The 12,988-nt window shown below is 31.6% G+C and carries 15 protein-coding genes; 14 read left to right on the plus strand and 1 reads right to left on the minus strand.

The window, feature by feature from the left end; all coding sequences use genetic code 11:
- Positions 1-392, plus strand: a 392-nt coding sequence (locus HF964_RS09595) for a tyrosine-type recombinase/integrase (RefSeq protein WP_168722825.1), incomplete at its 5' end; no start/stop codon positions are given.
- Positions 393-459: 67 nt separating this feature from the next.
- Positions 460-1,116, plus strand: a complete 657-nt coding sequence (locus HF964_RS09600; RefSeq protein WP_168722826.1) for an NAD(P)-dependent oxidoreductase — start codon at positions 460-462, stop codon at positions 1,114-1,116.
- A gap of 365 nt (positions 1,117-1,481) precedes the next feature.
- Here HF964_RS09600 and HF964_RS09605 read toward each other — a convergent pair whose 3' ends face one another.
- Positions 1,482-2,705, minus strand: coding sequence for an MFS transporter (locus tag HF964_RS09605; protein ID WP_246220281.1), 1,224 nt, complete (start codon positions 2,703-2,705; stop codon positions 1,482-1,484).
- A gap of 717 nt (positions 2,706-3,422) precedes the next feature.
- Between HF964_RS09605 and HF964_RS09610 the strand changes: the two genes are divergently transcribed.
- The 12 genes from HF964_RS09610 (at position 3,423) to HF964_RS09670 (ending at position 12,495) form a co-directional block, all read left to right on the plus strand.
- The gene (locus HF964_RS09610; protein WP_168722828.1) at positions 3,423-3,701 is read left to right on the plus strand and encodes a type II toxin-antitoxin system RelB/DinJ family antitoxin; all 279 of its coding nucleotides are present in this window, start codon (positions 3,423-3,425) and stop codon (positions 3,699-3,701) included.
- The gene (locus HF964_RS09615; RefSeq protein WP_168722829.1) at positions 3,698-4,036 is read left to right on the plus strand and encodes a type II toxin-antitoxin system PemK/MazF family toxin; all 339 of its coding nucleotides are present in this window, start codon (positions 3,698-3,700) and stop codon (positions 4,034-4,036) included. Before HF964_RS09610 ends, HF964_RS09615 begins: the two co-directional genes overlap by 4 nt.
- Positions 4,037-4,398: 362 nt before the next feature.
- Positions 4,399-4,650 (plus strand): hypothetical protein, encoded by a 252-nt coding sequence (locus HF964_RS09620; protein ID WP_168722830.1) that lies wholly within the window; start codon positions 4,399-4,401, stop codon positions 4,648-4,650.
- A gap of 1,263 nt (positions 4,651-5,913) precedes the next feature.
- Entirely contained in the window at positions 5,914-6,156 is a 243-nt protein-coding gene (locus tag HF964_RS09630) for a hypothetical protein (protein ID WP_168722831.1), read from the plus strand.
- Between the two features lie 64 nt (positions 6,157-6,220).
- Positions 6,221-6,724, plus strand: coding sequence for a hypothetical protein (locus HF964_RS09635; protein WP_168722832.1), 504 nt, complete (start codon positions 6,221-6,223; stop codon positions 6,722-6,724).
- A complete protein-coding gene (locus HF964_RS09640; RefSeq protein ID WP_168722833.1) occupies positions 6,717-7,298 on the plus strand; it encodes an ABC transporter ATP-binding protein in 582 nt (193 codons plus the stop codon). The genes HF964_RS09635 and HF964_RS09640 overlap by 8 nt, the downstream gene beginning before the upstream one ends.
- Complete coding sequence (locus HF964_RS09645) at positions 7,288-8,547, plus strand: hypothetical protein (RefSeq protein ID WP_168722834.1); 1,260 nt, start codon at positions 7,288-7,290, stop codon at positions 8,545-8,547. Before HF964_RS09640 ends, HF964_RS09645 begins: the two co-directional genes overlap by 11 nt.
- A 483-nt stretch (positions 8,548-9,030) precedes the next feature.
- Positions 9,031-9,342: a hypothetical protein gene (locus tag HF964_RS09650; protein WP_210727028.1), complete on the plus strand. Its 312-nt coding sequence runs from the start codon at positions 9,031-9,033 to the stop codon at positions 9,340-9,342.
- Between the two features lie 11 nt (positions 9,343-9,353).
- On the plus strand, positions 9,354-9,671 hold the full coding sequence (locus tag HF964_RS09655) for a hypothetical protein (RefSeq protein WP_168722836.1): 318 nt from the start codon (positions 9,354-9,356) through the stop codon (positions 9,669-9,671).
- On the plus strand, positions 9,655-10,677 hold the full coding sequence (locus HF964_RS09660; RefSeq protein ID WP_168722837.1) for an efflux RND transporter periplasmic adaptor subunit: 1,023 nt from the start codon (positions 9,655-9,657) through the stop codon (positions 10,675-10,677). Before HF964_RS09655 ends, HF964_RS09660 begins: the two co-directional genes overlap by 17 nt.
- Positions 10,670-11,332 carry an ABC transporter ATP-binding protein gene (locus HF964_RS09665; protein ID WP_168722838.1) on the plus strand — a complete coding sequence of 221 codons (663 nt, stop codon included), beginning with the start codon at positions 10,670-10,672 and terminating at the stop codon, positions 11,330-11,332. The genes HF964_RS09660 and HF964_RS09665 overlap by 8 nt, the downstream gene beginning before the upstream one ends.
- A gap of 68 nt (positions 11,333-11,400) precedes the next feature.
- Complete coding sequence (locus HF964_RS09670) at positions 11,401-12,495, plus strand: ABC transporter permease (protein ID WP_168722839.1); 1,095 nt, start codon at positions 11,401-11,403, stop codon at positions 12,493-12,495.
- The last annotated feature ends 493 nt before the right edge of the window (positions 12,496-12,988 follow it).

The following is a 12,988-nucleotide window of genomic DNA, read 5'->3' on the forward strand; positions in this document are numbered from 1 at the left end:
CCGTCTTTATCCATGATCGAAAAACTGGAAAACCCAATACATTATATCTTAAACCTGTTCAACAAGATCTACTGATTTATCACGATTGGCTCGTCCAACAAAACATCAATTCAGACTGGTTATTCCCTTCTACCGCTCATCCAGATCGTCATATTACTGAAAAACAGTTTTATAAGATAATAGCGCGTGTAGGTGATCTGTTAGGCATTAATTATTTAGGGACCCACACCATGCGTAAAACAGGGGCTTATCGTGTTTATACACAATCTAACTACAATATTGGTCTAGTGATGCACTTGTTAAATCACTCCAGTGAAGCCATGACATTAAAGTACCTAGGCTTAGATCAGGCGAGTCGGGAAACCATGTTAGATCAAATTGATTTTGGATAGATTTTACTTGTAAATAGTAAGCTTATTTATTATGATTAAGATACTAAATAAAAAGGATATTATACTAATGACAAAATTATTGATTATCGGCGCTACTGGAATGACTGGTCATTCATTGGTATCTGAAGCCGTTTCAAATAGCTTCTCAGTTATTGCCAATGGCCGCAATTTAGATAAGCTAAATGCTTTAAATAACGAGTTTAAAGATATTTCAATTTTGAACAAAGATGCTTTTGACATTACATTAAGCGACTTAGAAGACGTTGACGTGATTATTGATGCATTTGCAACTGCCCCTGATAAAGCCTACTTACAAATCGATCTCGCTGCACATTTAGTTGCTTTACTACGCAACAGCAATAAGCGCATTGGTTTCATTTTAGGTGCGGGTAGCTTATACACTGATGAATCAAAGACACAACTAACTTATGATTTGATTGCAGCAGATGACAGCACAAAGCCTTGGCGTGCAATTCCAGAAAATCAGTTATACGAACTTGAATTCTTGCGTCGTGTTAAAAACGTTAATTGGTTTGGTGTCTCACCCGGTAGTAATTTTGTTGCAGGTGCAAAATCAGACAACATTTTAGTTGGTGATGATGTGCTACTAGTTAATGACCAAAATGTATCAGAAACTACAGCAGATACAATGGCATTTAAAGTCATTGAAGAAGTCAAAAATAATCAATATCATCAAACACGTTTCACTGTGGCCAACGGATAATAATCTATTAGATAAATTAAAAATATTTAGCAAGAAACGGATTCAATCGAATCCGTTTCTTTTGTTTGCTCTGATATCAAGTGGCTTTTAATATCTTTTATAAAGACCCCCACGCTCGCTGGACAAATTTATCAGAAGTGAAAGACAAATTCATACCTAGCCAGTTCCGTAGTTTCACCGGTTAATTGGTAGCCTTCGGCATACACAGGGGCCTGCCCCTGTAATTCTTCATTTTGACACCTTTTTAAAATTCTTATTAAACAACATGTTGAACATGTATCACGATCAATCATTACGGATAGTCTGAAGGGTTATCTCTCGGTATTCGTTAAAAGGAGAGTAATCCGAGAGGGCATGTAGTTATATTATTTAACCATCTTTGGTCTAATATTAAAAATAGCAATGATAGAAATGAAAGTTATAATTAATCCGTATATCACAAATATAAATCCAATTTTAGAACTAAAGTATGTTGATAATAAACTGGTTATCATAATACCAATAGGATAACTTGCAGATGTCATTGTACCGGCAATAGTAAACAATGCGCCTCTAGAATTATCATCGAATGTTTGTTGATAAAAAGTTGTTTTATAAATTAACGCAGGTGATACTACGATACCTATGAAAATTAATCCTATAACAAGCACCCATAAATTATATGTCAATCCTAAAGTAATAAATAGAATTCCATGTAGTCCAATTGAACCAATAACACCAAAAACTAAACTATTTTTTTTAAGTCTAATTTGCCCTATCAAAAAAGATCCTAAAACAATTCCAATTGACGTCATAGACTCTAATAGTCCATATGCTCCTGCCCCATAACTAAGATGTACTTTTACAACAACTGGTAATAGTACAGTTAACCCTGCCCAAAGTAACATATTCCATAAAAAATCCATAATTAATACAATTACTAATTCAGAATTTTTAAATATTACATTTAAAGCATTAATAAAATTACTAAAAAAGGTTCCATATTCACTCTTAGATATATTGATTTTATGATTGTTAAGATTATTTTTTACAACAAAAAGGCAACCCACTACCAATAAGTATAAACATCCTACTAAGGTATAAACCTTAAATCCATATCCCAATGCAATAACCACCCCTGACAACATAGAGCCAAATATGTAAGTTAAATCAAAACTCATAGTAGTTAATGCGTTAGCCGGTATTCTCTCTTCTGAATTAGGAAATATATCTTGTATAACCATGGAATCACCCCCCATTAATAGAGGTTTCATGGATCCACTAATAACTAACAGCAAAATAAATATAATGACATTATTATTCGTATTAAGGTTATTAAAAATTAAGAATATGAACACTAGAGCGTTAACAAAGTTAGCAAAAATCATTAAATTAGTTTTTTGAAATTTATCCAATAAGCCACCTAAAAATGGACCAATAATTAGTGAAGGTAATTGTAATGCTCCCAACACACCAGCTATTATTAGTGGTGTGTTAAATTTGTTGTACGCCAACCAAATCAAAGAAATATTTGCAATACTGTTTGCTAAATTAGAAAATAATATACTAGCGAATAAAAAACTAAAGGGCTTATTTTTTAAAGTGGTCAAATATAGTCTCATTCTATACTCATTCCTTTTCTAAATTAATGTTTAGTGTAACTTTATTGATTAATGTAGAAAAAATTATCAATAAAGTTAGTTTTTTCATAAGATAGAATTGTTTGAAATAATCCATCTACACTCCTTAGCACAGTATACAAATAAAAAGGTTAAAAAGTACGACTAATTGATTTTTATTTTATGTGGTTAAGCTGACACCAGCTTGCCCCACGCGGGTAGCGTTCTGCATGACATGCTCTCACTGAAGGTGATCCTGCAATGATAAATTGCCCCGTCACGGCGTGATCCGCCGGAGGTTTTTCTAGGCAGTCTAATTACAACATTGGTTTAGTCATGCACTTATTGAATCATTCTAGTGAGGCCATGACTTTGACTTATCTTGGTTTAGATCAAGCGAGTCGGGAAACCATGTTAGATCAGATTGATTTTGGATAAACTTAGTAACTATAAATACAGTTACTAAGTTTATCCTTTTGATTTAGAAGTTACCGCAAAGGAAGTCTATATTAAACAAGATTTTGCTAATAAAACGGCTGAAACTCTTGATAAAAGCAGGACAATCTATATAAGACTAACTTAGATACTAATAAAGATACAAGCATACTTGATTTTTCATCAATCAATTTCTCTAAAACTGACATAAAAAACTACCAAAAAACTACTCAAGGTAGTAAAATGGTATTATAAAATAAAAAGGAGTTAGCTATGGCAACAACAATTAACGAAAAACGAATTCAAGTAAAAGTTGATGCAGATTTAAAAATGGATGTAGACCGTGTTCTAGATGCATTAGGACTTAGTCAAACAACACTTATCACCGCACTTTATAAACGTGTTGCTGCCTCCGGTGGTGTGCCATTTGATTTACAAATGACAGAACGTGAACGTTTAACGGATCGTTTACTAACAGCTACAAGTCAGCTACCGGTACTGGATCTAACAACTGATGATAAATCTCTGGAAGCGTGGTTTGACGAAGCATGACAGAACTAAAACCAAATGATGTGATCGTTGCTTTTGTGACGTTTGTCGAAGGAACTGGTGGTAAAAGTCGCCCGGTTTTAGTACGATCTGCTGATGATATATCTATATCTGGACTAGGTCTAACATCACAATATGCTAACAAATCTCAGCATATCAAAAAACAATACTATGAAATCCAAGATTGGCAGGCGGCAGGATTAAAAAAGCCAACTTGGGTAGACATTGTGCGTGTTGTTAACTTACCTAAGAACCGTATTAAAGTATCTGCTATTGGCAAACTAACCGATCGTGATATTGCAGGATTGGCTAGCTTCGTTGAGAATTACGTTAAGTAACCTGTAATTTATCATAATAAAAAAGCTTTTAGCCAGATATAACCTGATGTCTAAAAGCTTTTTTATTATGCATTTTATGTGGTTAAGCTGACATCAGCTTGCCCCAAGCGGGTAGCGTTCTGCATGACATGCTCTCACTGAAGGTGATCCTGCAATGATAATTTGCCCCGTCATGGCGTGCCCCACTAAAAGCTTGGTTATTAATGAATTATTTTAAATGCAAAAAATTCTTATGAACCTAAATTTTACAAACTAAATAAAGAATGATATCATTTCACGGTTGGCACAACCGTATTATTGGGAGGACTTGGAGCTGCGGGTGCGTACGATATGCATGTATTAAATTAATAGGGAGATTAAGTATGACACTATTGATATTAGGCCTGATTCTATTAGCTTTTTCAACAATTTTGGGTCAAATATTGAAAAACACTAAATTTATGCGTTCTATTAATCCATACCGAGGTTGGATTGTTATAGGGATCGGGTTAATGTTATTTATTTATAGAGTTATTAGCGGTAGTAATCCTACTGCAATACCATTTTTACTTTTTCCAATATTATTTATAATTTTAGGATTATTTACTTTGAAACAAGATAGAAAAACAAAGTAACTTTTTAGCTTTTCGACTTTGATAAGAACTACCGTCACTTCTAATATATGAAGGCCTCATATTCTTGATTAGCGAGTTCTGCAATGGGGGTATTAATGTTTATTTGTTTCTGAAGGAACGCCAAAGAATCATATTTCATGGTTATCTTATCACCTGTTTTTAAGGTCTATTATATCATTAAGTAAAAAAACAGCCCCCGTTATCTAGTGGATAGATAACGGGGACTGTTTTTTTGCAAAATGATAACAATAAAACCAAAAAGATGTAACGAGGTTAATATGAGTAAGTTACGAAAAAGTACGATTGTGGCAAAAGAGCAGCTGTTAAATAAATTATTTATTAGAAAGGAATACTTTTATTGTGCAAGATACCTTATTGCATAGCTTTCGGACTGGGCGTCGTAACTAAACCATCTTCCAGGTTGGAAAAGCAACCCTACTCAGAGTGAGTGACCTGATGACGTAAAAAAAACGATGTTTTAATCCCGATTAGACGGTCAAGCAAACCGTCTTTATCGAAGCTCGTAAAATCAGAAAAACCAATACATGATATCTCAAACCGCTCCAGTGAAGCCATGACATTAACCTATCTTGGCTTCGCTGGAGCGAGTCGGGAAACTATGTTAGATCAGATTGATTTTGGATAAGTAAAATAACCTCTTATACTTATTTTTTCGCCTAGAATGCTTTAGTCACAAACGTTATTGCATCAATTAATATAGTATTCTCCATACTTTGAGTAGTTTTCAAGCGCAGTAGCAATGGTTATAATGAATCCGCAAAAAACGATTCGGAGTCTTGTCATCATAGCTATCAATATATTCGCTGATACAACCAAAAATGTATTTCGATAGTCGCTTAGCGACTACTATTTAATAAAAACAGGACTGATAAAAAAGAGAAATATAAATATTTTCAAATAAAAAACATCACTTAAAAGTTATTTTTTTAATTTTAAAATCAATTAAATATTAAAATAATATTAAAAAATATTTACTAAATGTATATATAATGTTATTGTTTGTTTTTGTAGATACAAAATAAAGAGTTTTTCGAAATAAGAATTTTACTATTTACAAAATAAAATAGACGCTGCGCAGCTATTATTCTTTTTTCAAAACTATTTTGTTGTTTGTCTACATTTATTTTTTTAAATACAAATATACAAGTAATAATATCCAATTGTACTTTTGTATTGCTACTTGTATTTTAGCTATATGTTATATCAAATATATAACATGTTCACTTAATGGAGGTTAATAGAATGAATGCAGGATATTTAGTTGCAAAATGGGTCCAAAATTATGTAAAGAAACATGGTGAAGGCGCTGCTATTAGCTACCTTTCAGGAAAAGTTGGTGGTAAAGTTGCAAGTTTTATTGTGAAAAAAGCAGTTACTTATGGAGCATCTGCTGCAGCAACAGCTATCGCAGCGGAACTTGGTGCAGATGGAGCTATTGCTGGACCTATTGGAGCTATTGTTGGTGGTGCATCTGGATGGCTTTAATCTATCAATATTGTTAATTCAACTTTTTAATTAATACGTTAAAATTTTTTGAGAGAAGGTTAAAATGAGTAGGAAATTAATTTATCAAATATATTTTCTTTTATGTATGACTATCTTTGCTACATTTCTCGGATATGTCTTAATTGCATTTGTCCATATTCCTATTTCAAAGGGGAACATGATAAAAAATTTAATTGGATTTAATCCTGGATGGAATTTCTTTTTTACTCATAACCTTCTCTTTGCTATTATTCTGTCAGTCCTACCTTTTATAAACTTATTATTAATTTTTACACAGTTAGTTTCTTTTGGATTTAATATTTATTTTATTCACAAGTTATCTTTAGGGCTGCAGGTAACTTTATTTTTTAGGCATGCTATATTCGAAACGGCAGCGATGTTTTGTTCTGTTGTAATTAGCTTAATTTTTTATGACATGTGTCAGGAGTTTTTAGAAGATAAAAAGATTAATAAAAACAAACGGATAAAGTCACTAATATTTTGGTATGGGGTGATGGTAACCTTAATTTTATTAGCTGCATTAATGGAGGGAAGTGCCCATGCTTGAATTAAAAAAATTGAGCTTTGCTTATAACGAGACAGATATTATTTTTAAGAATTTAACAAAAAAGATTCCATATAAACGAATCGGTATTATTGGTAGTAACGGGATTGGAAAAACAACATTACTTAATTTAATTGATGGCCGTGACAAGTATACTGGTACGATTAACTGTTCAAAATCAACATTTTTAGTTGATTTTGATTTAGAAAAATATGGTGCATTCACCGTAGCAGAATTTTTTGAAATGATAAGTAGTTTGAAATCATTTAATTCAGATTTACTTTATGAATTATGCGAAAAGGTAAATGTTAACCAACTACTTGATAAAAAAATTAAGAATTTATCAAAAGGATCAAATAAAAAAATTGCATTGTTGGTAGCATTTGCATCTCATCGTGAATTATTGTTATTAGATGAACCATTTGAAGCTATTGATGCTGCAAGTAATCAGGCACTTATGGAAATTTTACCTAGACTGGAGAAAGAGTTAATAATTGTTAGCCACGATCTAGGTTACTTGAAATGCAGCGTAGATAAAGTCTATGTAATGGAAGGGGGGAAACTAGATGAACTATAGGTTCATTAGTAAATTTCTAGTATTAACTTTTAGAGACCTAACACTAAAAAATGTTATAAAGCAATCTCTAATTTCTATTATGTTGATTATATTATTGAGTATAGTATTCAATGAAAATCACACTATATTTCAATTTATAGTTTTTTTGTACTTGTTTTTAAGTGGGTCCGTTGTATCTTTAGCAACAAAGTTTTTTTTTACTAAAAACGATCTAAAAATGCTGGGATTTGAAATGCATACATTTGAATTTAATTTGTTTTATATTATTCAAAGATATTTTAGAGATACGTTCATTACTAATAGCCTTGTGTTTATAGGTTTGGAAATTTTTTTAATATATCAAAATCTTGAGTATGCGGTTCTACTGTTACTTGTCTACAGTTTACATTTTATATTATCACCAATTGAGCATTTAATTTTTTTTAATAACGTTATTGAAACTACAATTGCTTTAGTTATAAAAACAATTTTTTTAATTGGATTTTCTTTTTTAACAGTTAATGGCCTTACTGAGTTTGCTTGGTTAATATTAGTGATATTTTACGTAGTTTACACTGTAGTGATATACAGTTTGTCGTTTAAAGTTAGTGGCTTAGATAATAACTTTACTGACCGCATAGAAGATAAGTTAAGAATTATAAAAAAAGTTGATTTGTTTCTATTTAGAGATCTTATCTTCATGTATAAGCCATTCTTTAGTTCATTGGTTAATCTTGTACTGTTTCTTATTTTATTTGCTGATAGAGGTAAAATCGGTTATTATCTAATTTTTATTCTTACAATCTATCGAGGTCTTAACAGTTTTTTCATTAAGAAAGACAGTAAAAAGGAGTATATTCTTACAATTTCGGACAAAATATTTTGGGATGAACAGTTAAAAAAAGTAGATATTAAAAAAGTCAAAATACAAAAACTAAACTTTAGTTTTTTAGCATGGTTTATTTTTAGCATTTTAGGATTACTAGTAGCTTTAATTTTACATTATTATAATACCAAGTATTTCTCACTATTTATCTTAATTTCATTCGTGCTAATGATTTCAGATTATCTCTATATGGTTGTAAAGGATAAGAGAGAAAAAAAGTTTATAACAATGGCACACTACTTTATATATGGGTTCTTTTGGATTTCGTTACTATTTGTAAAAGAGCTATTTATACAAAGTGTTTTAACGACAGTGTTTATGCTTGTAGTTATATTTATAATTTTAATTACATATTTAGGGAGAAGTAAATTTGAAGAAGTTTAGAATAGATTGTATTTTTTGGTTCGGATATTTTACAGTATTTGCTTGTTATTCTTATTTTTATAATGGGCATAGTATAATCGATGAGATTTTTAAGAATAGAATTAATTATGTTGAATTGTTACTTGTGATTAATATCATATCTATTTTAATATCATGGTTAATTTTAAATTTCCTTCTTAAAATAACTCACAAAATAGTGGTACGTGAAAATATGTTACAACCTAATATTTTTTCATCTCGCTTGGTCTTATTTACGCTATATGCACATTTGATATATCTGTTAGTAAGCATAAAGGATATTACATTAATAAATTATAGTTTGGTAGGCGTGGCTAGTCTGCTTTGTATATTTCTTGCTCTATTATTATTAGAAAAAGTAGAGTCAATAACTATATTAAAAAAAATATTAATCTTAGTTCCTTATATTATATATATTATTTTAGATTGGATAACTTTAATTAAAAGATGAAAAAAGGTGAAAAGATGGAACTAAACTTTATTACAGAAAAATTAATGGAACAAAATGAAGTGGTTATTGGTGTAGCAGCTAGAAAAAAGACAACATTATTGGGATTTCTTACTAATGGACTAGTAGATGAAGCAACAGAAGTTGGTATGGGAAATTTAACAAATCGCTTTTATGTGACCAAAAATAATGAACAAGTACTTTTGCAAGGCTTTAAATCTAATGGGGAATTACTTTTTTCTGAGATCCTTACAGATATTGATATTAACAACTTTAAAATAATTCGACATGGAAAATTTAATTATCAGCGACTTCAACAATATAAATAAAGGAGATTATTATGAGAAAAAAACGAAGTGAAAATATTTTACTAATAATTCTAGTTATTACAGTGATGATAGCAGCATTTTTAAATATAGCATCCTTAATAGATGTTGTTCATGCATTGATGGCAGGTATCAAACCGCAATCAACCACAAGTTCAATAATAGGAAATATATTTTCATATGGGAATATTTTACTTTTTGTTTTTATTGTCTTTTTTTATGATTATAAAAAGAAAAATCTTTGGTTAATTTTAGTACCATATTTAGGTTCAATGATCTTTGGATTGTTAGGTTTACTTAAAAAGGATGAACCAAATGAGACTACAGACTAAAGTTTTATTAATTTCAATTGTTTCATCTATACTAGCATTGCTAATAATTGTATATTTTGCTTTTTTATTAGCTCCCACAACATCTATGAAAAAAGATGATGGCATGGTTTTTGATATTAAAAGTCAACCAGAAAGTATCTTTCAAGGGAGTATTCAAGCTACTAAGGAAGAACGTATTAATCTGGATCCTAGCTTAGGCACTCTTACTAGTATCAATGTGAAAAATCAGCAATATGTTAATGCAGGAGACGTTTTGTTAACTTATAATAAATCCGTGGATTTAAGTAGTCTTGAGTATGCAGAAAAAACAGCTGCATTGACATTGGCAAACGCTAAAAATAGTTTGGCACAAGCACAAGCTAATACGGGGAGAAATGTCGATGGAAATGATGTTATTCAGCAAGATAAACAACAAATAGCTATAAATCAATTGGCGTTAGAAGAAGCGCAGGCGAACCTCTACCAAGCTAAAAACACACAAAAGGTAATAATAAAAGCCCAAGAAAGTGGGGTTGCTATTGTTGGAGATGTCAATGATACAACAAAGCCAATAGTTGACATTCTGAGTACAGATACCAGTGTGAATGCAGAAGTTTCGGAATTTGATTATTCAAAAGTTAAGGTTGGCGAAAAGGTAAAAATTAGGACTGTAAATTTAAATAATACCATTACAGGTACAATAGATAGTGTATCTCAAGTTCCGGAAATTGAGGGACCAAGTAGTACGCAAAATACAACTTCAAACGCTAATATTGCCTATTATAAATTTACTGTAAAGCCAGACAGAGATCTACAGTATGGTTTCAATGTCCAAATAATACTTCCTAATAACGATATTATGGTACCTCTTTCAGCTGTTAAAGATAGTTTTGTTGAGTTAAAACAAGCAAACGGGAGATTCAAAAAGACAAAGGTGGAAGTTCAAAAAAAGAATGGACAGTATCATGTTCTTTCTGGACTGAATGTTGGTGATAAAATTGCCAAGAATGGACAGGCGAATGATTAAACTTGAAAATATATCAAAGTCTTTCCAAATTAATCAAGAGGAATTGACCATATTAAGAAATGTTAATTTAGAAATTCATGCGGGCGAATTTGTAGGAATTTTGGGACGCAGTGGTTCCGGTAAATCAACGCTACTGAATTTGATTGGTTTTTTAGACACTAAATTTTCTGGAAATTATGAGTTTGAGGGTAAAAAGGTAGGAGAATATTCCGATAAAGAACTTTCAAAAATTCGGAATAAAAATGTTGGTTTTATTTTTCAAAATTTTGCTTTAATTGAAACTATGAATGTCCGACAGAATATAGAAGTACCATTAATGTATAGTGGGATTTCCAAAAAAAAAGCACATCACCTTACGAAAGATTGTCTCCGCAAGGTAGGCCTTGTAGATTTTGAGAGTCAATCAGTAAGACTTTTATCTGGAGGGCAAAGGCAGCGTGTTGCCATTGCACGTTCTATTATTACTTCCCCAAGTTTTATTATTGCTGATGAACCCACGGGTGCATTGGATAGTAAGACTTCAAAGGAAATTATGGACTTATTTCAATCATTGAACAAAATGGGTGTTACGATTATTTTGGTTACTCATGATGAAAGTTTAACATCGTATTGTAATCGTGTGATTCATTTATTGGACGGAGAGGTAATGGAATGAGTTGGTGGATAATTCTTTTTAATGCGTATCATGCTTTACGGCAAAATTTACAAAGGAGTTTACTAACAATGTTAGGGATTGTGATTGGTATTTCTAGTGTTATCACAATTCTTTCTTTAGGAAATGGATTTCAAAAATATACGATTAAAAACTTAACGCAAACAAGTTCTAAAGCCGTTAACGTGGAAATTGATTTTAGTCCAAATGATTTTGGCTTAATACAAAACTATTTTAATGAATTGGATTTACATTTAGTTGAGAGTGTTCCAGGAGTTTCAAAAGCAAACTATAATAAGGCAAAAGAAACGAACATAATGCAGACATTTCAATTTCAAAATGGAAAATATACAAAAGCAATTATGCTAGGGAAAAGTAGTCAATCACCAATTATTTGTGGACGAAATTTTACTTTGATGGATAGTAATTCTTTGAGTAAAGTAGCAATAATATCAAAGGATACGGCAGAAGAAATATCTAAAAATTTTAAAGATGTTTTGGGTTATGGTCTACCGATTAACGGAGAATTTTATGAAGTAATTGGTATAGTAAACAATAGTACTTTTGGTGATATTGAAATTCCCCAAAAAACATATCAATATTACAACACACAAAAAAATAATATTTCTTCTATTGATATAGCGGTCAAAAGTGGATATAAACCTAGTAAAGTTGCTAATGCAGTAGTTAAAAAACTCACGCAAGATGGATCAATGGCTACGCAAGGTACTTATTCTACACTTGATATGTCAAGTATTTTAGATGGGGTAAGTAAAATTTTATCTACACTGACATTTTTTATCTCAGGAGTTGCTGGTATTTCGCTACTTATAGCTGGTGTTGGTGTGATGAACATGATGTATACATCGGTTAGTGAACGAACACAAGAAATAGGAGTTAGGAGAGCAATGGGTGCTACACGGGGAGATATTCGAAAACAATTTATGGCGGAAGGATTAGTTTTAACTGTTTCGTCAGGGTTGATCGGCTATGCTATTGGATTTCTCGTTGCATTCATCATCTCTCAGTTCTTACCTTTTAAAGTTAGTCCGACTTTATTTACAATTTCGATTGCCGTTGGAACAACTACTATACTAGGTCTTTTATTTAGCATAGCACCGGCCAATTTAGCTGCACGTAAAGATTTAGTAGACATTTTGAGATAGAAGGATATAACTTTATTATTGGCACTCTACACTAAGAGTTGTTATTTTTTATTTTCTAAAACACAGTATTGTATATGCTCCTATTAATTAATGCCAGTAAAAATCTTGGCTAATAATGTTTCTTACTCTGAAATAGGCTGTCATGATCCATCATAAGAGTAATTCAGTCGCGTATGTGGTAATATCTCCGATAAAATAATAATAAGAGACAGCATCATGCTTAACAATACGAAGCCACTTTATATAATGTCAATTACTCACAGTAGCGCCTCTATCAACAGATACGGGCGCTTTCTTTGCGAAGCCACTTCGTCTATCTTGCAGGCACATTTGAATAAAAATACACGTGGTGTGCACTGGTACCTATCAAGTTGTTGTGTTGTATTTCTTGTGCGCTTGACTCCCAATGGATCCAGTCAGAGTAAGTGGACATTGGAATGTTCAAAGCACTCAGAATGCGTGTGATGCGGTGTCCCTGTACCAAATTTTTGTG

It is taken from the genome of Periweissella fabalis (assembly GCF_012396505.1).
Taxonomy (GTDB): domain Bacteria; phylum Bacillota; class Bacilli; order Lactobacillales; family Lactobacillaceae; genus Periweissella; species Periweissella fabalis.

Coding starts and splice junctions, on each gene's coding strand:
- HF964_RS09600 (WP_168722826.1), top strand. CDS start 460: ATGACAAAATTATTGATTATCGGCGCTACTGGAATGACTGGTCATTCA.
- HF964_RS09610 (WP_168722828.1), top strand. CDS start 3,423: ATGGCAACAACAATTAACGAAAAACGAATTCAAGTAAAAGTTGATGCA.
- HF964_RS09615 (WP_168722829.1), top strand. CDS start 3,698: ATGACAGAACTAAAACCAAATGATGTGATCGTTGCTTTTGTGACGTTT.
- HF964_RS09620 (WP_168722830.1), top strand. CDS start 4,399: ATGACACTATTGATATTAGGCCTGATTCTATTAGCTTTTTCAACAATT.
- HF964_RS09630 (WP_168722831.1), top strand. CDS start 5,914: ATGAATGCAGGATATTTAGTTGCAAAATGGGTCCAAAATTATGTAAAG.
- HF964_RS09635 (WP_168722832.1), top strand. CDS start 6,221: ATGAGTAGGAAATTAATTTATCAAATATATTTTCTTTTATGTATGACT.
- HF964_RS09640 (WP_168722833.1), top strand. CDS start 6,717: ATGCTTGAATTAAAAAAATTGAGCTTTGCTTATAACGAGACAGATATT.
- HF964_RS09645 (WP_168722834.1), top strand. CDS start 7,288: ATGAACTATAGGTTCATTAGTAAATTTCTAGTATTAACTTTTAGAGAC.
- HF964_RS09650 (WP_210727028.1), top strand. CDS start 9,031: ATGGAACTAAACTTTATTACAGAAAAATTAATGGAACAAAATGAAGTG.
- HF964_RS09655 (WP_168722836.1), top strand. CDS start 9,354: ATGAGAAAAAAACGAAGTGAAAATATTTTACTAATAATTCTAGTTATT.
- HF964_RS09660 (WP_168722837.1), top strand. CDS start 9,655: ATGAGACTACAGACTAAAGTTTTATTAATTTCAATTGTTTCATCTATA.
- HF964_RS09665 (WP_168722838.1), top strand. CDS start 10,670: ATGATTAAACTTGAAAATATATCAAAGTCTTTCCAAATTAATCAAGAG.
- HF964_RS09670 (WP_168722839.1), top strand. CDS start 11,401: ATGTTAGGGATTGTGATTGGTATTTCTAGTGTTATCACAATTCTTTCT.